Source organism: Pseudomonas sp. NPDC089428 (assembly GCF_044749325.1).
In the GTDB taxonomy this organism is placed as follows: Bacteria; Pseudomonadota; Gammaproteobacteria; order Pseudomonadales; family Pseudomonadaceae; genus Aquipseudomonas.
In genome coordinates this window covers 98,954-120,390 of record NZ_JBIVHT010000017.1, presented here as the reverse complement: position 1 = coordinate 120,390, position 21,437 = coordinate 98,954, and the positions used below count along the sequence as shown (strand labels likewise).

Genomic DNA, 21,437 nt, shown 5'->3' with positions numbered 1-21,437 from the left:
CCATGGCCTCACAGGCATGGCCACGTTGCAACAAATGTAGGAGCGGATTTATCCGCGATGCGCCGCGCGGGCGGCGCTCGATCTCATAGGCGCTGCAAATCCATCGCCATACGACCCCAGCCCCCACTCACTTCCCGCGAATCAGCTTGCGCAGCATGAACCGGTTCGGATGGCAGGCCTCCGCCACCGCCCGCGGCAACGGCAACGGCTCACCACTGGCCCAGGCGGCTATCAGCTCGCCACTCAACGGTGCCGTGATCAACCCCCGCGAGCCATGCCCACTGTTCACATACAACCCGTCCAGCCACGGGCACGCCACCTCCGGCACCTGCCGCGCATCCTTGCCGAGCATGGCATAAGCCTCGGCAAACATCGCAGGGTCGGCCAGCGGCCCGACAATCGGCAGGTAGTCGGGGCTGGTGCATCGAAACGCCGCACGGCCCTGCAACAGCGAGGCGTCGAGTGCCTCTGCACCCAGGCGCGAGGCCAGGTCGGTGGAGATCTCGTCCAGCAACGCCAGGTTGCCCTGGTGCTCGGCTACTGTCGGGCTCAGGTCGTCATTGTGGAAGTCGAAGCTGGCCCCCAAGGTATGTTCACCTTGTCGAGGCGGTGCGACGTAGCCATCGGCGCAGACCACGGTGCGCAATGCGCGGCTGGCGTCGGTGGCCGGCAGGCGGGTGATCTGCCCGCGAATGCGCTTGAGCGGCAGCTGGGCGCAGGGTTCGAAACGGCGCACATCGGCAGCCCCGGCCAGCACCACCAGCGGCGCACTGGCCAGCAGACGCTCGCCATCCCATGCCTGCCACAGGTCGTCGGTCTTGCGCAGCTCGACCACGTTCTGATGGAGCTGAACGGCAATACCCGGATGTTGCAGCTGCGCCTGGCACAAGGCGGGAGGGTGCACCCAGCCACCTTCCGGGTAGTACAGGCCGCCCGCAGGCAGCGCCACCCCGGCAATCGCCTCGGCTTCAGCCTGTTCCAGTGCACGCAGCAGGCTGCTGTCGAAGGCTTCGGCCAGCTTGGCCTGGCGTTCGCCTTCCTTGCCGTCGAAGGCCAACTGCAGCACGCCGCACGCGTCCCAGTCCTGGCCACGCTGCAACTGCTCCAGCTGGCGCCGGGTGTAGCCGAAGCCAGCCAGGATCATCTGCGACAGGGCGGTGCCATGGGCGGACAGTTTCAGGTACAGCACGCCCTGCGGGTTGCCCGAAGCCTCCTGCGCGGGTGCCGCGTGGCGCTCCAGCACCGTCACCTGCCAGCCGCGTGCGGCCAGGCTCGCGGCGCTGGCGCTGCCCGCCAGGCCGGCACCGATCACCAATGCCTTGCGCGGGCCCGCCACAGGGGCAGGGCGGGCGTACCAGGGCGCGGCGACGGCTGCGCAGGCATGCCCGGTGTATTCGCCACTCATCACCTCCCACTTCTTGCCGATGCCCGGGATCTTCTTCATGGTGAAACCGGCATCGATCAGCCCACGGCGTACCCAGCCGGTGGTGGTGAAGGTACCCAGCACGGTACCGGCATGAGCCAGTCGCGCCAGTTGCGCGAACAGCTCAGGGGTCCACATGTCGGGGTTCTTCGCGGGCGCGAAGCCGTCGAGGAACCACACGTCGATGCTGGCGTCGAGCTGCGGCAGTTGTTCCAGTACGTCACCGATCAGCAGGGTCAGGGTGACCCGGCCATGGTCGAAGCTGAACTGCTGGAAGCCGGGGTGTACCGCCACGTACTGCGCCAGGAACGGCTCGGTGAAGGCCGCCATCTCGGGCCACAGGCGCATGGCGCGGGCCATGTCGTCATGGCCAAGCGGGTATTTCTCGACACTGATGAAATGCAGGCGCGCATCGGCATGGGCCTGTTCGGCGAACAGCTGCCAGGCGCAGAAAAAGTTCATGCCAGTGCCGAAGCCGGTCTCGCCGATCACCAGGCAGGCGTGCGGCGCCAGGGCTGCGAAGCGTTGGGCCAGACGGGTCTGCTCGAGGAACACGTAGCGGGTTTCGTCGGTGCCTTCGTTTTTCGAAAAGTAGACGTCGTCGTACTGCCGCGAGTGGGGGCGGCCCTGGTCGTCCCAGTCGATCTGGGCGTGCTGAAGAAGGGTGGACATGGTTGGCTCGGTTGCAGCGGATGTGCGGATTTTATGCCATCTGCCGGGTTTGCACAGACACAACGCAAATCCGCTAGTCTTGCTTATCCAATGAAGGAGCCAGTGCATGTTCGAATCCGCGGAAATCGGTCACAGCATCGACAAGGAAACCTACGACGCAGAAGTCCCTGCCTTGCGCGAGGCGCTGCTGGAGGCCCAGTACGAACTCAAGCAGCAGGCGCGCTTCCCGGTGATCGTGTTGATCAACGGCATCGAAGGCGCCGGCAAGGGCGAGACGGTCAAGCTGCTCAACGAGTGGATGGACCCGCGGATGATCGACGTGCTCACCTTCGACCAGCAGACCGACGAAGAACTGGCCCGGCCACCGGCCTGGCGCTACTGGCGGGCGCTGCCACCCAAAGGGCGGATGGGCGTGTTCTTCGGCAACTGGTACAGCCAGATGCTCCAGGGGCGGGTGCATGGCGTATTCAAGGATGCCGTGCTCGACCAGGCCATTAACGGGGCTGAACGGCTCGAAGAGATGCTGTGCGACGAAGGGGCACTGATCATCAAGTTCTGGTTCCATCTGTCCAAGAAGCAGATGAAGGCGCGGCTGAAGTCGCTCAAGGACGATCCGCTGCACAGCTGGAAGATCAGCCCGCTGGACTGGCAGCAGTCGGAAACCTACGACCGCTTCGTGCGCTTTGGCGAGCGCGTGCTGCGCCGCACCAGCCGCGACTATGCGCCGTGGCACATCGTCGAAGGCGTCGACCCGAACTACCGCAGCCTGGCGGTGGGGCGCATCCTGCTGGAGAGCCTGCAGACAGCGCTGGCCCACAACCCCAAGGGCAAGCACCAAGGCAACGTTGCCCCGCTGGGCCAGAGCATCGACCAGCGCAGCCTGCTCGGCGCGCTGGACCTGACCGTGCGCCTGGACAAGTCTGACTATCAGGAGCAGCTGGTCACCGAGCAAGCCCGCCTGGCCGGCCTGCTGCGTGACAAGCGCATGCGCCGGCACGCCCTGGTGGCGGTATTCGAAGGCAACGATGCCGCCGGCAAGGGCGGTGCCATCCGCCGCGTGGCGGCCGCGCTGGACCCACGCCAGTACCGCATCGTGCCGATTGCCGCGCCCACGGAAGAAGAGCGGGCGCAGCCTTACCTGTGGCGGTTCTGGCGGCACATCCCGGCGCGCGGCAAATTCACCATCTTCGACCGCTCCTGGTACGGCCGGGTGCTGGTGGAACGGGTGGAAGGCTTCTGCAGCCCGGCCGACTGGATGCGCGCCTACAGCGAAATCAACGATTTCGAAGAGCAGCTGGTGAATGCCGGCGTGGTGGTGGTCAAGTTCTGGCTGGCGATCGACCAGCAGACTCAGCTGGAGCGCTTTGAGGAACGTGAGCAGATTCCGTTCAAACGCTACAAGATCACCGAAGACGACTGGCGCAACCGTGAAAAGTGGGATGATTACGCCCAGGCCGTGGGTGACATGGTCGACCGTACCAGCAGCGAGATCGCACCCTGGACGCTGGTCGAAGCCAACGACAAGCGCTGGGCACGGGTGAAGGTGCTGCGCACGATCAACGAAGCCCTGGAAGCCGCGTTCGCCAAGCACAAGAAATGACCAGGCATGCCGGCAGGGAATGACACGATGAATTTATTTCCCGGCATTTTCCTCCGGCTCGGTGCTCCAAGCCCTTAGAATTCGGATACCCCCACCAAGGGCTCATTCGAGGACTGTATGCACACAACTTCCGGCCGTTGGGGCTACGGCCTGTTCCTGGCACTTCTGACCGCGCTGCTCTGGGGCATCCTGCCGATCAAGCTCAAGCAGGTATTGCAGGTGGTCGACCCGCTGACCGTTACCTGGTACCGCCTGATGGTTTCCGGCGGCTTGCTGTTCGCCTGGCTGGCGACCCAGCGGCGTCTGCCTTCGCTGCGCAAGCTGGCGCCCAAGGGCAAAGGCCTGATAGCAGTGGCTGTGGTCGGCCTGATGGGCAACTACGTGTTGTACCTGATCGGCCTGAAGCTACTGAGCCCTGGTACCGCCCAACTGGTGGTGCAGATCGGCCCGGTGCTGTTGCTGGTGGCCAGTGTGTTCGTGTTCAAGGAGCGCTTCAGCCTGGGGCAGGGCATCGGCCTGCTGGTGCTGCTGAGTGGTTTCGGCCTGTTCTTCAACCAGCGCCTCGAAGAGCTGCTGACCTCGCTGGGCACCTACACCACGGGGGTCTTGACCGTAATCCTGGCCACCAGCATCTGGGTGTTCTATGCCTTGAGCCAGAAGCAGCTGCTGACGGTGTGGCATTCGCAGCAGGTGATGATGGTCATCTACCTGAGCTGCGCGGCACTGCTGACGCCTTGGGTGCACCCGCTGGAGGCGCTGCAACTGACCCCGGTGCAGGGTTGGTTGCTGCTGGCCTGCTGCCTGAACACCCTGGTGGCCTATGGCGCGTTTGCCGAGGCGCTGGCGCATTGGGAGGCATCGCGGGTGAGTGCCACGCTGGCGTTGACGCCTTTGGTGACCTTTGTCGCGGTGGCGCTGGCGGCCGTGCTGTGGCCTGAGTATGTGCAGGCCGAAGACATCAATGCCCTGGGCTATGTAGGGGCGGTGACGGTAGTGGCAGGGTCGACCCTGGTGGCCCTGGGGCCATCGCTGGTGGCCGGGTGGAAGGCCAGAAGGGCGCGATTGGCGTAGGATTATCACCAGCCTCCAGGCGTGCGCTGGACTTGTGGGAGCCGCGCTTGTCGTGGCGACGAACCGCGTCGATGGGCCGCAAAGCGGCCCCACGATTTCAAGGTTGCTGCACAAGTTGCCGGGGCCGCTTTGCGGCCCATCGACGCGGTTCGTCGCCACGACAAGCGCGGCTCCCACAAGGAATCGCGCCAGCTTTAAGAAAGCGAATCAGCCCTTGCCACCGGGCGCCAGCATGTTCTCTGGCCTTACCCACTGGTCGAACTGCTCATTGGTCAGGTACTTCAACTCCAGCGCCGCTTCGCGCAAGGTCTTGCCTTCGCCGTAGGCCTTCTTGGCAATCTCCGCCGCCTTGTCATAGCCAATGTGCGGGTTCAGCGCCGTCACCAGCATCAGGCCGCGTTCCAGGTGCGCCGCCATCTGTTCGGCATCCGGTTCGATCCCGGCCACGCAGTGCTGCTGGAAGTTGTGGCAACCATCGGCCAGCAGTTCGATCGATTGCAGCAGGTTGTGGATGATCACCGGCTTGAACACGTTCAGTTGCAGGTGCCCCTGGCTGGCGGCAAAGCCGATCGCCGCGTCATTGCCCAGTACCTGGCAGGCCAGCATCGACAGCGCTTCGCACTGGGTCGGGTTGACCTTGCCCGGCATGATCGAGCTGCCCGGCTCGTTGGCCGGCAGGCGGACTTCGGCCAGCCCCGCACGCGGGCCGGAGCCGAGCAGGCGCAGGTCGTTGGCGATTTTCATCAGCGCCACCGCCAGGGTCTTCAAGGCACCGGCCAGGCTGGTCAGCGGCTCATGGCCGGCGAGGGCAGCGAACTTGTTGGGGGCGGTGACGAAGGGCAGGCCGGAGAGGGCGGCCAGCTCGGCGGCCACGGCTTCGGCAAAGCCATGCGGGGCGTTCAGCCCGGTACCCACGGCGGTACCGCCCTGGGCCAGCTCGCACACCGCTGGCAAGGTGGCGCGGATGGCGCGCTGGGCGTAGTCGAGCTGGGCGACGAAGGCCGAGACTTCCTGGCCGAAGGTGATCGGCGTGGCGTCCATCATGTGCGTACGGCCGGTCTTGACCAGCTTGTTGTGGCGCGCCGACAGCTCGGCCAGCCCCGACGACAGCTCGGCTATCGCCGGCAGCAGTTTTTCATGCACGGCCTGGGCGGCGGCGATGTGCATGGCGGTGGGGAAGCAGTCGTTGGAGCTCTGCGAGCGGTTGACGTGGTCGTTAGGGTGCACCGGCGCCTTGCCACCGCGGCCCTTGCCGGCCAGCTCGTTGGCGCGCCCGGCGATCACTTCGTTGACGTTCATGTTGCTCTGGGTGCCGCTGCCGGTCTGCCACACCACCAGCGGGAACTGGTCGTCGTGTTCACCGTCGAGCACTTCGTCGGCGGCCTGTTCGATCAGCCGGGCAATGTCGGCGGGCAAATCGCCGTTGCGGTCGTTGACCCGCGCGGCGGCTTTCTTGATGAGTGCCAGGGCGTGCAGCACCGCGAGCGGCATGCGTTCCTTGCCAATGGCAAAGTTGATCAGCGAGCGCTGGGTCTGCGCGCCCCAGTAGGCGTCCTCAGGAACTTCGACCGGGCCCAGGCTGTCTGTCTCGATACGGCTCATGCTGCGTTCACTCCTTTGTCAGTCAGAATCAGCAGTTTAGGCCCTCATGCGTGCGAGCGGTTCATTCGCTCGTCGTGCCACTTGAGCGCTGCGCCCCTGCGGGAGCAGAATGCTCTACTCTGAGGTACCGCCTCCCCCTCCTTGAAGGAAATGCAATGACCCGTCTTCGTGTCCTCTGTGCTGCAGTCGCCCTGGCTTGTGCCAGCGGCCAGGTACTCGCTGCCACCGCCAGCCACAACGCTGCCGCCGAGAAATTCCTGACCCTGGCCAATGCCGACAAGCTGGGCACGCCGGTGTACATGCAGGTCCAGCAGATGTTCGCCCAGCGTTTCGCCCAGACCAAGGCCCCGGCCTCCAAGCAGCCGGTGCTCGAGAGCTACCAGGCCAAGGCCAACGCAGCGCTGGACAACGCCATCGGCTGGAACAAGCTGAAGCCGAAGATGGTCGACCTGTACACCCAGACCTTCACCGAGCAGGAGCTCAAGGACCTGGTCAAGTTCTACGAGTCGCCGCTGGGCAAGAAAGTCCTGCGTGAAATGCCCAAGGTCACCCAGCAGTCGGCCCAGCTGACCCAGACCAGCCTGGAACCGGCCGTGCCGGTGGTCAACAAGCTGCTCGACGACATGACCAAGGAGCTGGACCCGAACGCTGGCAAGGCCGCCGCCCCGGCCAAGAAGTGAGTCATAGCCGATGAGCATGCAGCAACGCATCGAGCAGCAACTGGCCGCGCTGGCCCCGCAACACCTTGAAGTGCTCAACGAAAGCCACATGCACAGCCGTGGCCAGGAAACCCACTACAAGGCGGTGATCGTCAGCGAGCAGTTCGCCGGGCTCAACAGCGTCAAGCGCCACCAGAAGGTCTACGCCACCATGGGTGAACTGATGGGCGAGATCCACGCCCTGGCGATTCACACCTACACCGCCGAGGAATGGGCCAAGGTAGGCGTGGCACCGGCCTCGCCGGTGTGTGCCGGTGGCGGGCACTGAATCCTTTCTGTCGTTCTGGTACAATCCGCAACATCCCAAGGGGCCGCTGCGCGGCCCATCGCAGGCAAGCCAGCTCCCACAGGTACAGCGCATTCCTTGAATGTTGTGCTGACCCTGTGGTAGCTGGCTTGCCTGCGATGGGCTGTGCGGCTGCCCCTGTTTTTTGTCAAACCCGGTCCGCCCCTTACGAGGGCAACCACCTGGAGATCCACCTGTATGTCCCAAGCTATCGTCGTGGCGGCGCTGTACAAGTTCGTCACCCTGGAAGACTACGTCGAACTGCGTGAGCCGCTGCTCAAGGCCATGCTCGACAACGGCGTCAAAGGCACCTTGCTGCTGGCCCACGAAGGCATCAACGGCACCGTTTCGGCCACCCGCGAAGGCATCGACGGCCTGCTCGCCTGGCTGCGCAACGACCCGCGCCTGGTGGATATCGACCACAAGGAATCCTACTGCGACGAGCAGCCGTTCTACCGCACCAAGGTCAAGCTCAAGAAAGAGATCGTCACCCTCGGCGTGCCGGGCGTCGACCCTAACCAGGCCGTTGGCACCTATGTCGAGCCCAAGGACTGGAACGCCCTGATCAGCGACCCTGAAGTGCTGCTGATCGACACCCGCAACGACTACGAAGTGGCCATTGGCACCTTCAAGGGCGCCATCGACCCGAAGACCGAGACCTTCCGCGAGTTCCCCGACTACATCAAGGCCAACTTCGACCCGAGCAAGCACAAGAAGGTGGCGATGTTCTGCACCGGCGGCATCCGTTGCGAAAAAGCTTCCAGCTACATGCTCGGTGAAGGCTTCGAGGCGGTCTATCATCTTAAGGGTGGCATCCTGAAATACTTCGAGGAAGTGCCTCAGGAAGAAAGCCTCTGGGACGGCGACTGCTTCGTCTTCGACAACCGCGTGACGGTGCGCCATGACCTGAGCGAAGGCGAGTACGACCAGTGCCATGCCTGCCGCCACCCGGTCGATGCCAAGGACCGCGAGTCCGAGCACTATTCGCCAGGCGTGAGCTGCCCGCATTGCTGGGACAGCCTGAGCGAAAAGACCCGGCGCAGCGCCATTGACCGGCAGAAGCAGATCGAGCTGGCCAAGGCCCGCAACCAGCCGCACCCGATCGGTTACAACTACAAAGCCGAGGCTTGAGCCATGACTGCCCGCCTGATCTATGTGATGGACCCGATGTGCTCCTGGTGCTGGGGTTTCGCACCAGTGGCCGCGGCCCTGATCGCACAGGCCGCCGAGGCGGGCGTCAGCACCCGGCTGGTGCCGGGCGGCCTGCGCACCGGCGGCAGTGCGCTGGACAGCTCGACCCGCAAGTACATCCTCGAACACTGGCAGGCGGTGGCCGAAGCCACCGGGCAGCCGTTCCGTTTCGAAGGCGCCATGCCCGACGGCTTTGTCTATGACACCGAGCCGGCCTGCCGCGCCCTGGTCACGGCCCGCGAGCTGGACGCCGAACGTGTCTGGCCGCTGCTGGCGCTGATCCAGCGTTCCTTCTACGAGCAGGGCGTGGATGTCACCCGCGCCCCGCAACTGGTCGAGCTGGCCGAGCAGGCCGGCTTCGACCGCGGGCGCTTCGCCGAGCAGTTCGCCAGCCATGACATCCGCGCCGCCACCAGCGCGGACATAAGCTGGGTGCAGGACCTTGGCATTGCCGGCTTCCCGACCCTGCTGGCCGAGCGCAATGGCCAGCTGGCCCTGCTAACCAACGGCTACCAGCCGCTGGACAGCCTGCAACCGCTGCTTGGCCGCTGGCTGCAGCAGGCCGTCTGTGCTTGAGCTGCCAGGGTCGCCAGACCCTGTGCCAGGGAAGCCCGCTGCTGTGCCTGATCGCCTGAGCTGGGCGGAAATCCGCCGCCTTGCCCTGCATCACAAGAAAAACCTCTGGACCGCCAATCTGGTCGCGGTGCTGGCGGCCTGTTGCAGCGTGCCGATCCCGTTGCTGCTGCCGTTGCTGGTCGATGAAGTGCTGCTGGGCCACGGTGATGCAGCACTGAAATGGATGAACCACCTGCTGCCGAGTGGTTGGCAGGTAGCGGCCGGCTACATCGGCCTGATGCTGGCGGCCACGCTGTGCCTGCGCGTGGCGGCGCTGGCCTTCAACGTGGTGCAGGCCAAGTTGTTCGCCGGGCTGGCCAAGGACATCGTCTACCGCCTGCGCATTCGCCTGATCGAGCGCCTCAAGCGCATCTCGCTCAAGGAATACGAAAGCCTCGGCAGCGGCACCGTGACCACTCACCTGGTCACCGACCTGGATACCCTCGACAAGTTCGTCGGCGAGACCCTCAGCCGCTTCCTGGTGGCCATGCTGACCCTTACCGGCACGGCGGCGATCCTGATCTGGATGCACTGGAAGCTGGCGTTGCTGATCCTGTTGTTCAACCCGCTGGTGATCTACTTCACCGTGCAGTTGGGCAAGCGCGTCAAGCACCTGAAGAAACTCGAGAACGACAGCACCTCGCGCTTTACCCAGGCGCTCTCGGAAACACTGGATGCCATCCAGGAAATCCGCGCCGGCAACCGCCAGGGCTACTTCCTCGGGCGCCTCGGCCTGCGTGCCCGTGAGGTGCGCGACTATGCCGTGGAGTCGCAATGGAAGAGCGATGCCAGTGGGCGTGCCAGCGGCCTGCTGTTCCAGTTCGGCATCGATATCTTCCGTGCCGCGGCGATGCTGACCGTGCTGTTCTCCGACCTGTCGATCGGCCAGATGCTGGCAGTGTTCAGCTACCTGTGGTTCATGATCGGCCCGGTGGAACAGCTGCTCAACCTGCAATATGCCTACTACGCTGCTGGCGGCGCGCTGAGCCGGCTCAACGAGCTGCTGTCGCGGGCTGACGAGCCACAGTACCCGGCCGCCAGCGACCCGTTCGCCGGCCGCGAGACAGTGGGCATCGAGGTGCGCGACCTGCGCTTCGCCTATGCCGACGAGCCAGTGCTCGACCAGTTGAACCTGGCCATCGCCCCCGGTGAAAAGGTGGCCATCGTCGGTGCCAGTGGTGGCGGCAAGAGCACCCTGGTCCAGCTGCTGCTGGGGCTGTACAGCGCCCAGGCCGGGACCATCCGCTTTGGCGGTGCCAGCCTGCAGGAAATTGGCCTTGAGACGCTGCGCGAGAACGTCGCGGTGGTGCTGCAGCACCCGTCGCTGTTCAACGACAGCGTGCGCGCCAACCTGACCATGGGCCGTGAGTGCAGCGACGAGGCCTGCTGGCAGGCACTGCGCATCGCCCAGCTGGACGCCACCATCGCCGCCTTGCCGCAAGGGCTCGACAGCGTGGTCGGCCGTTCGGGGGTGCGCCTGTCGGGTGGCCAGCGCCAGCGCCTGGCAATTGCCCGCATGGTCCTGGCTGAGCCCAAGGTGGTGATTCTTGATGAGGCCACCTCGGCGCTGGATGCTGCCACCGAGTACAACCTGCACCAGGCATTGGCGCGTTTTCTCAGTGGCCGGACCACGCTGATCATTGCCCACCGCTTGTCGGCGGTGAAGCAGGCCGACCGCGTGCTGGTGTTCGACGGCGGGCATGTGGCCGAGGATGGCGACCATCAGCAGCTGATTGCCGAAGGTGGCTTGTATGCCAAGTTGTATGGGCATTTGCAGCAGACCTGACAGTTTCATGTTGCCTGTACTGGCCCCTTCGCAGGCAAGTCGGATCGCCGCACCGCTGCCCCCACAGGCCACCCGCTGCTCTCAAGCACGGTGCAGTACCTGTGGGGGCGGCGGTGCGGCCCCGCGAAGAATCCAGCGCCGCACTTGTGGAATAAAATTCCCCTCCATGTAGATGGCAAATGGCCTACGCTGAGCTTGTCTGGGTTGATTCAAAGTCTTATCTGCTCTGCGACAGGGACTAAATGAAGGGAAATCGCACTCAAGAAGCGCCAAGACTGGTAGGTATCATCTGGCCCTTCATCGCCGTTGTCGTGTTCCAGGTATTGCTGGGTAGCCTCAGCCTTTATGCATTGTCGGCGGTGCGTGCCTACGTGGCCGGTGAAAGCCTTTGGTCCAAGGCGCAGAAAGATGCCATCTATTACCTCAACCTGTATGCCGATGACCGCGACGAGCGTACTTACCAACGCTATCGCCAGGTCATGGCCGTGCCCCAGGGCGACCACGAGCTGCGCGAGCTCCTCGACCAGGCCAGCCCGGACCTGGAGGGCGCCCGCCTGGCCGTGCTGCAGGGCGGCAATCACCCGGACGATGTCGACCGGATCATCTGGTTCTACCGCAACTTCCGCCAGATCAGCTACATGCAGACGGCGATCGAGTACTGGAACATCGGCGATGACTACCTGACCAAGCTCGATGTGCTGGCCAGCGAGATGCACGATGGTTTCGCCCGCGGGCAGGTCGGCCCGACCCAGCTCAGTGAGTGGAAGGGCCGTATCGTGGCGATCAACGAAGGTGTCACGCCGGCCGCCAAGGCCTTCAGTGATGCCCTGGGTGAAGGCTCGCGGATGCTGCTGCGGGTGCTGCTGGTCACCAATCTGCTGACTGCACTGTTCCTCATCACCATTGCCTGGCGCCGTTCGAGCAAGCTGCTGGCCCAGCGCCAAGCCTTTGCCAATGCCCTGCGCGAGGAAAAGGAGCGGGCCCAGATCACCCTCGAAGCGATTGGCGATGCGGTGATCACCGCCGATGTCGAGGGCAACATCGGCTACATGAACCCTGCGGCCGAGCAGCTGACCCACTGGCAGTCCGGCCAGGCCCTGGGCCTGCCGCTGGGGGCGCTGTTCAGTCTGCTCGACGAGCAGGAGGGGGGCGAAGGCTGCACGCTGGTCGAACAGGTGCTCAGTGGCAGCCTCAAGGGCGGCGCCGAGCATGCCCGGCTGATCCAGCGCCTGGATGGCAGCACGGTGTCGGTCAACCTGGTCGGCTCGCCGATCATCAACAACGACCAGGTGGCCGGTATCGTGCTGGTGCTGCACGATATGACCCAGGAGCGCCAGTACATCGCCAACCTGTCGTGGCAGGCTACCCATGACGCCTTGACCGGCCTGGCCAACCGCCGCGAATTCGAATACCGCCTGGAGCAGGCGCTCAATGGCCTGGTACGCCAGGCCGGGCGGCATTCGCTGATGTTCCTCGACCTCGATCAGTTCAAGCTGGTCAACGACACCTGCGGCCATGCGGCTGGCGACGAACTGCTCAGGCACATCTGTGCGGTGCTGCAGTCGGGGCTGCGCGAAGGCGACACCCTGGCCCGCCTGGGCGGCGACGAGTTTGGTGTGCTGCTGGAAAATTGCCCGGCCGAACAGGCCGAGCGCATCGGCGAAAACCTGCGCCAGGCCGTGCAGAGCCTGCACTTCGTGTGGAAGGGCAGGCCGTTCGTGACCACCGTCAGTATTGGCCTGGTGCATATGGCGCAGGCACCGGGTTCGCTGGAGGCTTCGCTGCGGGCTGCCGACATGGCGTGCTACATGGCCAAGGAAAAGGGCCGCAACCGGGTGCAGGTGTACCACGCCGACGACAGCGAACTGTCCATGCGCTTTGGTGAAATGGCCTGGATCCAGCGCCTGCATGTGGCCCTGGAGGAAAATCGCTTCTGTCTGTATTGCCAGGAAATCGCCGCGTTGAAGGCCATCGAAGGCCCAGGCCATATCGAGATTCTCCTGCGCCTGCACGACGAAAGTGGCCGCACCATCCTCCCCGACAGTTTCATTCCGGCCGCCGAGCGCTATGGCCTGATGACGGCGTTGGACCGTTGGGTGGTGCGCAACGTGTTCCAGGTCATCCGCCAATGCCTGGACGAAGAGCGGGGCGGGCCGCTGGCAATGTGCGCAATCAACCTGTCCGGGACGAGCATCGGCGACGACAACTTCCTCGAGTACCTGCAGCGGTTGTTCGTCGAGTACGCCATTCCGCCGCGCATGATCTGCTTCGAGATCACCGAGACCAGTGCCATTGCCAACCTTGGCAGTGCCATCCGCTTCATCAACGAATTGAAGGGGCTAGGTTGCAAGTTCTCCCTGGACGACTTCTGTGCCGGAATGTCGTCATTTGCCTATTTGAAACATTTACCCGTCGACTTCTTGAAGATCGACGGAAGTTTTGTCAAAGATATGCTCGACGACCCGGTCAATCGTGCCATGGTCGAGGTGATCAATCACATCGGGCATGTCATGGGCAAGCGGACCATCGCCGAGTTCGTCGAAACACCGTTGATCGAGCAGGCCTTGCAGGAGATCGGCGTGGATTACGCCCAGGGCTATCTGATTGAACGGCCACAGGTGTTCACCTGTGACAGTCTGCAGCGCCAACGGATTGCTGCGCGGCCCTTGCTGCATCGGGCGCCCGGTACTTTTCGCTGAATACACGTCCGCAAAATCACAAGGATCAAGGAGCTGAAAGTGATTGATGCATTCGTACGTATCGGGCCCTTGATGGACCCGGCCAGTTACCCCCAGTGGGCCCAGCAGCTGATCGAGGACTGCCGTGAGAGCAAGCGCCGGGTGGTCGAACACGAGTTCTACCAGCGCCTGCGTGATGGCCAGCTGCGCCAGTCGACCATTCGCCAGTACCTGATCGGTGGCTGGCCGGTGGTCGAGCAGTTCTCCCTGTACATGGCCCATAACCTGACCAAGACCCGCTATGCCCGCCACCCTGGCGAGGACATGGCGCGGCGTTGGCTGATGCGCAACATTCGCGTCGAGCTCAACCATGCCGACTACTGGGTCAACTGGTGCCAGGCCCATGGCGTGCACCTGCATCAGCTTCAGGCCCAGGATGTCCCGCCGGAACTGAACGGCCTCAACGACTGGTGCTGGCGCGTGTGCACCACCGAGTCACTGGCGATTGCCATGGCGGCGACCAACTACGCGATCGAGGGGGCGACCGGCGAATGGTCGGCGGTGGTGTGCGCCGAGGATACCTATGCCATGGGCTTCCCGGAGGACCAGCGCAAGCGGGCGATGAAATGGCTGAAGATGCATGCGCAGTATGACGACGCACACCCATGGGAGGCGCTGGAGATCATCTGCACGCTGGCGGGTGAGAACCCGACCCTGGGGCTGCGCAACGAGTTGCGCAAGGCGATCTGCAAGAGCTACGACTGCATGTACCTGTTCCTGGAGCGGTGCATGCAGCTGGAAGGGCGCCAGCAAGGGCGCATGCGCCCGGCCTTGGCCGCCGGCTGAAGCCTGCACTGGCCCCTTCGCGGGCAAGTCGGGGCGCCGAACCGCCGCTCCCACAGGTACTTCACCGGCCTTGCGGTTTGTGCAATCCCTGTGGGAGCTGGCTTGCCTGCGAAAGGGCTGCGAAGCAGCCCCGGCAATCTCAAGCCTTACTGGGCGTTGAAGGCCTGCCCGTTCACTTCTTTGCTGTCCGGCCCCATCAGGTACAGATAGACGGGCATGATTTCTTCCGGCAGCGGGTTGTTCTGCGGGTTCTCGCTAGGGTACGCCTGGGCGCGCATGGCCGTGCGCGTGGCGCCCGGGTTGATGCTGTTGGAGCGCACCGGCGCCACGCCTTCCAGTTCATCGGCCAGGGTCTGCATCAGCCCTTCGGTGGCGAACTTCGACACGCCGTAGGCGCCCCAGTAGGCCCGGCCCTTGCGCCCGACGCTGCTGGAGGTGAACACCACCGAGGCGTCCTCGGACAGCTTGAGCAGCGGCAGCAGGGTGCTGGTGAGCATGAAGGTGGCGTTGACGTTGATGTGCATCACACGCATGAAGTTGTCGCCCGACAGCTGCTCCAGCGGTGTGCGCGGGCCAATGATCGAGGCATTGTTGAGCAGCCCGTCGAGGCGGCCGAACTGCTCTTCGATCATCACTGCCAGCTCGTCGTACTGGTGCGGCAGGGCGGTTTCCAGGTTGAACGGGATGACCACCGGCTGCGGGTGGCCGGCAGCCTCGATCTGGTCGTAGACCTCGTTGAGGTTGGCCTCGGTCTTGCCCAGCAGCAGCACGGTGGCGCCCAGGGCGGCGTAGGCCTTGGCGGCAGCGGCGCCGATGCCGCGACCGGCACCGGTGACCAGGATGACGCGGCCGGCGAGCAGGCCGGGGCGGGCGGTGTAGTCGAACATGGTTCTGTCCTTTGAGTTCGTAAGCGCGACACCGGCCCCTGTGGGAGCGGGTTTACCCGCGAATGCGTACGATCAGGCGGCGGTGTTGTCCGGTCTGGCGCTTTCGCGGGTGAACCCGCTCCCACAGGGGGGCCGGGGCATCAATCGGTGTTCAGCAGCCGCACAGGGCGCTGTCGATCACCTTGCGCAGTTCCAGCGGGTGGTCCACCACCACATCGGCGCCCCAGTTGTTCGGGTTGTCCTCTGGATGAATATAGCCGTAGCGCACGGCTGCCGTGCGGGTGCCAGCGTCGCGGCCGGACTCGATGTCGCGCAGGTCGTCGCCGACGAACAGCACGCTGGCAGGGTCCAGGTCCAGGGTCTTGCAAGCGAGAATCAGCGGCTCCGGGTCGGGCTTGCTGTTTTTCACGTGGTCCGGGCAGATCAGCAGTGCCGAACGCTCGGCCAGGCCCAGTTGCTGCATGATCGGCTCGGCGAAGCGCACCGGCTTGTTGGTCACCACGCCCCACAGCAGGTTGCCCTTTTCGATGTCGGCCAGCAGCTCGCCCATGCCATCGAACAACTTGCTGTGCACGGCGCAGTCACGCTGGTAGCGTTCGAGGAATTCCAGGCGCAGGGCCTCGAAGCCTTCGGCCTCGGGGTCCATGGCGAAAGTTGCCGCAACCATGGCGCGGGCGCCGCCCGAGATCACGTCGCGGATCAGCTGGTCATCGATGGCCGGCAGGCCACGCTCGGCGAGCATGGCCTGGCAGATGGCGATGAAGTCCGGCGCCGTGTCGAGCAGGGTGCCGTCCATGTCGAAGAGTACTGCTCGCAAACGCATGCTCATTCCTCGCGCAGGGTCTGGATCATGTAGTTGACGTCAACGTCGCTGCTCAGCTTGTAGTGCTTGGTCAGCGGGTTGTAGGTCAGGCCGATGATGTCCTTGACCTCGAGGCCGGCGACACGGCTCCAGGCACCGAGCTCGGACGGGCGGATGAACTTCTTGAAGTCGTGGGTGCCGCGCGGCAGCATCTTGAGGATGTACTCGGCGCCGACGATGGCCAGCAGGTAGGCCTTGGGGTTGCGGTTGATGGTCGAGAAGAACACCTGGCCGCCAGGCTTGACCATGCGGTAGCAGGCACGGATGACCGAGGACGGGTCGGGCACGTGTTCGAGCATCTCCAGGCAGGTGACCACGTCGAACTGCTCGGGCATCTCTTCGGCCAGGGCTTCGGCGGTGATCTGCCGGTACTCGACCTCGACGCCCGACTCCAGCTGGTGCAGTTGGGCAACGGCCAGTGGTGCCTCGCCCATGTCGATGCCGGTGACGGTCGCGCCGCGCAAGGCCATGGCCTCGCTGAGGATGCCGCCGCCGCAGCCGACGTCCAGCACTTTCTTGCCAGCCAGGCCGACGCGCTCGTCAATCCAGTTGACGCGCAGCGGGTTGATGTCGTGCAGCGGCTTGAACTCGCTTTCGCGGTCCCACCAGCGGTGGGCCAAGGCTTCGAACTTGGCGATTTCGGCGTGGTCGACGTTGCTCATTGAACAATCCTCTGGAACTTGCACTTCAAATGGGGCGCAGTATACCCGAGCGTCTGCGGCCGAGGGTCGCTATAATCGCCGGCTTTTGATATCCAAACGACGGGGAGAGGCAATGCGCGAGCGACTTTTGGCGGCAGAGAAGGTGACCGGGATGCGCTGGCAAGGCGGCGCCCTGCACCTGCTCGACCAGCGCCTGCTGCCGTCGGAAGAACGCTGGCTGACCTGCGACAATGTCGCGCAGGTGGTGGCGGCGATCCGCGACATGGCCGTGCGCGGTGCCGCAGCCATTGGCATTGCTGCGGCCTACGGGCTGGTCCTGGCCCTGGAAGAGCGCCTGGCCCAGGGTGGCGACTGGGAGATGGACCTGGAAGAGGACTTCCTCAGCCTGGCCGAAGCCCGGCCCACCGCGGCCAACCTGTTCTGGGCGCTGAACCGCATGCGTGAGCGCCTGCTGCGTGTGCGCGGTGATGATGACGTGCTGGCTGCGCTGGAAGCCGAAGCGATTGCCATCCATGAAAGCGACCGCGAAGCCAACCTGACCATGGCTCAGCACGGCATCGAGCTGATTCGTCGTCACCAGGGCAACGAGCAGACCTTGCTGACCTACGGCAACGCCGGTGCCCTGGCCAGTGGTGGTATCGGCACGGCCCTTGGGGTGATACGCGCCGGTTATCTGGAAGGCATGGTCGAGCGGGTCTATGCCGGCGAGACCCGCCCTTGGCTGCAAGGCTCGCGGCTGACGGCCTGGGAGCTGACCAAAGAAGGCATCCCGGTGACCCTGTGCGCCGATTCGGCGCTGGCCCACCTGATGAAGACCAAGGGGATCACCTGGGTGGTGGTCGGCGCCGACTGCATCGCCGCCAACGGCGATGTGGCCGGCAAGATCGGCACCTACCAGCTGGCCGTCAGCGCCATGCACCATGGCGTGCGCTTCATGGTGGTGGCGCCGAGCACCAGTATCGACCTCAACCTGGCCACCGGTGAGGACATTCCGCTGGAAGAGCGTGAGGCCGATGAGTTGCTGGACTATGCCGGGACCCGTGTGGCGCCGCAGGTCGAGGCCTTCAACCCGGTTTTCGATGTGACGCCGGCCGACCTGATCGACGTGATCGTCACCGAGCGTGGCATCGTCGAGCGGCCGGATGCTGCCAAGCTGGCGCAGTTGATGTGCCGCAAGCGGTTGCATTGATTGCCGCCTGTGCCGGCCTCTTCGCGGGTAAACCCGCTCCCACAGGTGCATCACGGCACTCAGGCCCTGCAATCTCCCTGTGGGAGCGGGTTTACCCGCGAAGAGGCCGGCACAGGCCATGGAAATCCCGAGATTTGCTCCGGCTTGAGGCCACCTGCCACATCTCCCCACCTTCTCGCCTTTGTGATAACATCCGGCAGTTTCCAAGACCGCCCACGAAGGCGGCCTTCATTGCGCAGATCCATGCAACAACTCATTGATTTGTCGTAAGTCGTCGCACCCCTATGCGCTGCGGCGGCGAGCTTCGTTCGGCCCTTGATGGAGCTGCGAAGTTTCACCAGAAAAAGGAATCAGGCTTCTCATGGGCGAACTGGCCAAAGAAATCCTCCCGGTCAATATCGAAGACGAACTGAGACAGTCTTACCTCGATTACGCGATGAGCGTGATTGTCGGGCGAGCGCTGCCCGATGCGCGTGACGGCTTGAAGCCCGTGCATCGCCGTGTCCTCTATGCAATGAGCGAACTGGGCAACGACTGGAACAAGCCGTACAAGAAATCCGCCCGTGTGGTCGGTGACGTGATCGGTAAGTACCACCCACACGGCGACACTGCGGTCTACTACACCATCGTGCGTATGGCCCAGCCGTTCTCGCTGCGCTACCTGCTGGTCGACGGCCAGGGCAACTTCGGTTCGGTCGACGGCGACAACGCCGCGGCCATGCGATACACCGAAGTGCGCATGACCAAGCTGGCCCACGAGCTGCTGGCCGACCTGCACAAGGAAACCGTCGACTGGGTGCCCAACTACGACGGCACCGAGCAGATCCCGGCGGTCATGCCGACCCGTATCCCCAACCTGCTGGTCAACGGTTCCAGCGGTATTGCCGTGGGCATGGCGACCAACATCCCGCCGCACAACCTCGGTGAGGTCATCGACGGTTGCCTGGCGCTGATCGACAACCCGGACGTCACCATCGATGAGCTGATGCAGTTCATCCCGGGTCCGGACTTCCCGACGGCCGGTATCATCAACGGCCGCCAGGGCATCATCGAGGCCTACCGTACCGGCCGTGGCCGCATCTACATGCGCGCCCGCTCCGAGATCGAGGACATCGACAAGGTCGGTGGCCGCCAGCAGATCGTCATCACCGAGCTGCCGTACCAGCTGAACAAGGCCCGACTGATCGAGAAGATCGCCGAGCTGGTCAAAGAGAAGAAGATCGAAGGCATCACCGAGCTGCGCGACGAGTCCGACAAGGACGGCATGCGCATCGTCATCGAGCTGCGCCGCGGCGAGGTGCCGGAGGTGGTGCTCAACAACCTCTACCAGCAGACCCAGCTGCAGAGCGTGTTCGGCATCAACGTGGTTGCTCTGGTTGACGGTCGTCCGCGCCTGCTCAACCTCAAGGACCTGCTCGAAGCGTTCGTCCGTCACCGCCGTGAAGTGGTGACCCGCCGTACCGTGTTCGAGCTGCGCAAGGCCCGTGAGCGTGGCCACATCCTTGAAGGCCAGGCAGTCGCGCTGTCCAACATCGACCCGGTCATCGCCCTGATCAAGGCCTCGCCGACGCCGTCCGAAGCCAAGGAAGCCCTGGTTTCCACGCCGTGGGAATCCAGTGCCGTGCAGGTCATGGTCGAGCGCGCCGGTGCCGATTCCTGCCGCCCTGAAGACCTGCCGGAGCAATACGGCCTGCGTGAAGGCAAGTATTACCTGTCGCCGGAACAAGCCCAGGCCATCCTCGACCTGCGCCTGCACCGTCTGACTGGCCTGGAGCACGAGAAGCTGCTGGCCGAGTACCAGGAGATCCTGGAGCAGATCGGCGAGCTGATCCGCATCCTCAGCAGCGCCCAGCGCCTGATGGAAGTGATCCGCGAAGAGCTGGAAGCCATCCGTGCCGAGTACGGCGATGCCCGCCGCACTGAAATCCTCGATGCCCGTCACGACCTCAACTACGGCGACATGATCCCGGAAGAAGAGCGCGTGGTGACCATCTCCCACGGCGGCTATGCCAAGACTCAGCCGTTGTCCGCCTACCAGGCCCAGCGCCGCGGCGGCAAGGGCAAGTCGGCTACCGGCGTGAAGGACGAGGACTACATCGAGCACCTGCTGGTCGCCAACAGCCATGCCACCCTGTTGCTGTTCTCCAGCAAGGGCAAGGTGTACTGGCTGAAGACCTACGACATCCCTGAAGCGTCGCGCGCCGCCCGTGGTCGCCCGCTGGTCAACCTGCTGCCACTGGAGGAGGGTGAGCGCATCACCGCCATGCTGCAGATCGACCTCGAGGCCCTGCAGCAGAACGCCGACCCTGAAGAAGAGCTGGAAGACGGCGATGACGGTGTCATCGAAGGTGAAATCGTCGAAGCGGAAGAAATCGACGAGGAAGACGGCGACACCCCTGAGTGGGTGGCCGAGCCGACCGGCGCCTATATCTTCATGGCGACTGCTTCCGGTACCGTCAAGAAAACCCCGCTGGCACAGTTTGCCCGCCCACGCTCCAGCGGCCTGATCGCCCTGAAGCTGAAGGAAGGCGACACCCTGATCGCTGCGGCGATCACCGACGGTGCCAAGGAAGTCATGATGTTCTCCGACGCCGGCAAGGTGATCCGCTTCGCCGAAAGCGTGGTTCGCGAAATGGGCCGTACCGCCCGGGGCGTGCGTGGCATGAAGCTGGGCAAGGGCCAGCGGATCATTTCGATGCTGATCCCGGAGTCTGGCGCGCAGATCCTCACTGCCTCCGAGCGTGGCTTCGGCAAGCGCACCCCGCTGTCCAAGTTCCCGCGTCGCGGCCGTGGCGGCCAGGGCGTGATCGCCATGGGCACCAAAGGGCGCAACGGCCTGCTGATCGGCGCCATTCAGGTGCAGGAAGGCGAGGAAATCATGCTGATTTCCGACCAGGGTACCCTGGTGCGCACGCGGGTCGGTGAAGTGTCGAGCCTGGGCCGTAACACTCAGGGTGTGACCCTGATCAAGCTGGCCACCGACGAAACGCTGGTGGGCCTGGAGCGTATCCAGGAGCCATCCGAGGACGAACTCGATGATGTGATCGAGGCGGACGAGGAGGGCGTCGAGGCCGAAGCGCCGGATGATGAAGCTGCAGGCGCCGAAGAGGCGACCCAGGAATAAGCAAGCGTGAAACCCGAGCGGGGCGACCAAGGTCGCCCCGTTTGACTGATAAAGCCAGGCCATTGGGGCCGCTGCGCGGCCCATCGCCGGCAAGCGCGGCTCCCACAGGGATCGCGTAGACCCCAAGGCTGACGCTGTACCTGTGGGAGCCGCGCTTGCCGGCGATGGGCTGCAAGGCAGCCCCAAGGCAGGCGACACAGCTTTGACTGGTCAGCACCGAATTA

At 64.3% G+C, this 21,437-nt stretch carries 16 protein-coding genes; 11 read left to right on the top strand and 5 right to left on the bottom strand.

Annotated elements, in window-relative coordinates:
• Positions 1 to 127 precede the first annotated feature (127 nt).
• Complete coding sequence (gene mnmC / locus ACIPZ5_RS23775) at positions 128 to 2,095, bottom strand: bifunctional tRNA (5-methylaminomethyl-2-thiouridine)(34)-methyltransferase MnmD/FAD-dependent 5-carboxymethylaminomethyl-2-thiouridine(34) oxidoreductase MnmC (RefSeq protein ID WP_400810901.1); 1,968 nt, start codon at positions 2,093 to 2,095, stop codon at positions 128 to 130.
• Between the two features lie 106 nt (positions 2,096 to 2,201).
• Between mnmC and pap the strand changes: the two genes are divergently transcribed.
• The gene (gene pap, locus ACIPZ5_RS23770; RefSeq protein WP_261941157.1) at positions 2,202 to 3,695 is read left to right on the top strand and encodes a polyphosphate:AMP phosphotransferase; all 1,494 of its coding nucleotides are present in this window, start codon (positions 2,202 to 2,204) and stop codon (positions 3,693 to 3,695) included.
• A 117-nt stretch (positions 3,696 to 3,812) separates the two neighbouring features.
• Complete coding sequence (locus tag ACIPZ5_RS23765; RefSeq protein WP_261941156.1) at positions 3,813 to 4,766, top strand: DMT family transporter; 954 nt, start codon at positions 3,813 to 3,815, stop codon at positions 4,764 to 4,766.
• 207 nt (positions 4,767 to 4,973) lie between these two features.
• On the opposite strand, the gene ACIPZ5_RS23760 is transcribed toward ACIPZ5_RS23765, so the two are convergent.
• Positions 4,974 to 6,368 carry a class II fumarate hydratase gene (locus ACIPZ5_RS23760; protein ID WP_343598967.1) on the bottom strand — a complete coding sequence of 465 codons (1,395 nt, stop codon included), beginning with the start codon at positions 6,366 to 6,368 and terminating at the stop codon, positions 4,974 to 4,976.
• A 155-nt stretch (positions 6,369 to 6,523) separates the two neighbouring features.
• Between ACIPZ5_RS23760 and ACIPZ5_RS23755 the strand changes: the two genes are divergently transcribed.
• The 7 genes from ACIPZ5_RS23755 to ACIPZ5_RS23725 all read left to right on the top strand — a co-directional run bounded on the left by ACIPZ5_RS23755 (position 6,524) and on the right by ACIPZ5_RS23725 (position 14,489).
• Positions 6,524 to 7,048, top strand: a complete 525-nt coding sequence (locus ACIPZ5_RS23755; protein ID WP_027918170.1) for a DUF2059 domain-containing protein — start codon at positions 6,524 to 6,526, stop codon at positions 7,046 to 7,048.
• Between the two features lie 10 nt (positions 7,049 to 7,058).
• Positions 7,059 to 7,355, top strand: coding sequence for a BolA family transcriptional regulator (locus tag ACIPZ5_RS23750; RefSeq protein ID WP_027918171.1), 297 nt, complete (start codon positions 7,059 to 7,061; stop codon positions 7,353 to 7,355).
• Between the two features lie 216 nt (positions 7,356 to 7,571).
• Complete coding sequence (locus ACIPZ5_RS23745; RefSeq protein ID WP_343598971.1) at positions 7,572 to 8,504, top strand: rhodanese-related sulfurtransferase; 933 nt, start codon at positions 7,572 to 7,574, stop codon at positions 8,502 to 8,504.
• A 3-nt stretch (positions 8,505 to 8,507) separates the two neighbouring features.
• The gene (locus ACIPZ5_RS23740; RefSeq protein ID WP_400810897.1) at positions 8,508 to 9,140 is read left to right on the top strand and encodes a DsbA family protein; all 633 of its coding nucleotides are present in this window, start codon (positions 8,508 to 8,510) and stop codon (positions 9,138 to 9,140) included.
• Positions 9,133 to 10,965: an ABC transporter ATP-binding protein gene (locus tag ACIPZ5_RS23735; RefSeq protein ID WP_313711463.1), complete on the top strand. Its 1,833-nt coding sequence runs from the start codon at positions 9,133 to 9,135 to the stop codon at positions 10,963 to 10,965. The genes ACIPZ5_RS23740 and ACIPZ5_RS23735 overlap by 8 nt, the downstream gene beginning before the upstream one ends.
• Positions 10,966 to 11,207: 242 nt before the next feature.
• Positions 11,208 to 13,664 (top strand): EAL domain-containing protein, encoded by a 2,457-nt coding sequence (locus tag ACIPZ5_RS23730; protein WP_400810895.1) that lies wholly within the window; start codon positions 11,208 to 11,210, stop codon positions 13,662 to 13,664.
• 39 nt (positions 13,665 to 13,703) lie between these two features.
• Positions 13,704 to 14,489, top strand: a complete 786-nt coding sequence (locus tag ACIPZ5_RS23725; RefSeq protein WP_261941150.1) for a TenA family transcriptional regulator — start codon at positions 13,704 to 13,706, stop codon at positions 14,487 to 14,489.
• Between the two features lie 146 nt (positions 14,490 to 14,635).
• On the opposite strand, the gene ACIPZ5_RS23720 is transcribed toward ACIPZ5_RS23725, so the two are convergent.
• The 3 genes from ACIPZ5_RS23720 to ubiG form a co-directional block, all read right to left on the bottom strand.
• Positions 14,636 to 15,376: a YciK family oxidoreductase gene (locus tag ACIPZ5_RS23720; RefSeq protein ID WP_313711466.1), complete on the bottom strand. Its 741-nt coding sequence runs from the start codon at positions 15,374 to 15,376 to the stop codon at positions 14,636 to 14,638.
• A 151-nt stretch (positions 15,377 to 15,527) separates the two neighbouring features.
• Positions 15,528 to 16,199 carry an N-acetylmuramic acid 6-phosphate phosphatase MupP gene (gene mupP, locus ACIPZ5_RS23715; RefSeq protein WP_110639598.1) on the bottom strand — a complete coding sequence of 224 codons (672 nt, stop codon included), beginning with the start codon at positions 16,197 to 16,199 and terminating at the stop codon, positions 15,528 to 15,530.
• 2 nt (positions 16,200 to 16,201) lie between these two features.
• Positions 16,202 to 16,900 carry a bifunctional 2-polyprenyl-6-hydroxyphenol methylase/3-demethylubiquinol 3-O-methyltransferase UbiG gene (gene ubiG, locus ACIPZ5_RS23710; RefSeq protein ID WP_027918179.1) on the bottom strand — a complete coding sequence of 233 codons (699 nt, stop codon included), beginning with the start codon at positions 16,898 to 16,900 and terminating at the stop codon, positions 16,202 to 16,204.
• A 112-nt stretch (positions 16,901 to 17,012) separates the two neighbouring features.
• On the opposite strand from ubiG, the gene mtnA reads away from it, so the two are divergent.
• Together mtnA and gyrA are read left to right on the top strand one after the other, a co-directional pair.
• Positions 17,013 to 18,089 carry an S-methyl-5-thioribose-1-phosphate isomerase gene (gene mtnA, locus ACIPZ5_RS23705; RefSeq protein ID WP_343598982.1) on the top strand — a complete coding sequence of 359 codons (1,077 nt, stop codon included), beginning with the start codon at positions 17,013 to 17,015 and terminating at the stop codon, positions 18,087 to 18,089.
• A gap of 361 nt (positions 18,090 to 18,450) precedes the next feature.
• Positions 18,451 to 21,213 (top strand): DNA gyrase subunit A, encoded by a 2,763-nt coding sequence (gene gyrA, locus ACIPZ5_RS23700; protein ID WP_400810891.1) that lies wholly within the window; start codon positions 18,451 to 18,453, stop codon positions 21,211 to 21,213.
• The last annotated feature ends 224 nt before the right edge of the window (positions 21,214 to 21,437 follow it).

What these genes read in the sequence shown, in the direction of transcription:
- ACIPZ5_RS23765 (WP_261941156.1), top strand. Translation starts at nt 3,813, where the DNA reads ATGCACACAACTTCCGGCCGTTGGGGCTACGGCCTGTTCCTGGCACTT.
- ACIPZ5_RS23730 (WP_400810895.1), top strand. Translation starts at nt 11,208, where the DNA reads ATGAAGGGAAATCGCACTCAAGAAGCGCCAAGACTGGTAGGTATCATC.
- gyrA (WP_400810891.1), top strand. Translation starts at nt 18,451, where the DNA reads ATGGGCGAACTGGCCAAAGAAATCCTCCCGGTCAATATCGAAGACGAA.
- mtnA (WP_343598982.1), top strand. Translation starts at nt 17,013, where the DNA reads ATGCGCGAGCGACTTTTGGCGGCAGAGAAGGTGACCGGGATGCGCTGG.
- pap (WP_261941157.1), top strand. Translation starts at nt 2,202, where the DNA reads ATGTTCGAATCCGCGGAAATCGGTCACAGCATCGACAAGGAAACCTAC.
- ACIPZ5_RS23755 (WP_027918170.1), top strand. Translation starts at nt 6,524, where the DNA reads ATGACCCGTCTTCGTGTCCTCTGTGCTGCAGTCGCCCTGGCTTGTGCC.
- ubiG (WP_027918179.1), bottom strand. Translation starts at nt 16,900, where the DNA reads ATGAGCAACGTCGACCACGCCGAAATCGCCAAGTTCGAAGCCTTGGCC.
- ACIPZ5_RS23720 (WP_313711466.1), bottom strand. Translation starts at nt 15,376, where the DNA reads ATGTTCGACTACACCGCCCGCCCCGGCCTGCTCGCCGGCCGCGTCATC.
- mnmC (WP_400810901.1), bottom strand. Translation starts at nt 2,095, where the DNA reads ATGTCCACCCTTCTTCAGCACGCCCAGATCGACTGGGACGACCAGGGC.
- ACIPZ5_RS23745 (WP_343598971.1), top strand. Translation starts at nt 7,572, where the DNA reads ATGTCCCAAGCTATCGTCGTGGCGGCGCTGTACAAGTTCGTCACCCTG.
- ACIPZ5_RS23740 (WP_400810897.1), top strand. Translation starts at nt 8,508, where the DNA reads ATGACTGCCCGCCTGATCTATGTGATGGACCCGATGTGCTCCTGGTGC.
- mupP (WP_110639598.1), bottom strand. Translation starts at nt 16,199, where the DNA reads ATGCGTTTGCGAGCAGTACTCTTCGACATGGACGGCACCCTGCTCGAC.
- ACIPZ5_RS23760 (WP_343598967.1), bottom strand. Translation starts at nt 6,368, where the DNA reads ATGAGCCGTATCGAGACAGACAGCCTGGGCCCGGTCGAAGTTCCTGAG.
- ACIPZ5_RS23750 (WP_027918171.1), top strand. Translation starts at nt 7,059, where the DNA reads ATGAGCATGCAGCAACGCATCGAGCAGCAACTGGCCGCGCTGGCCCCG.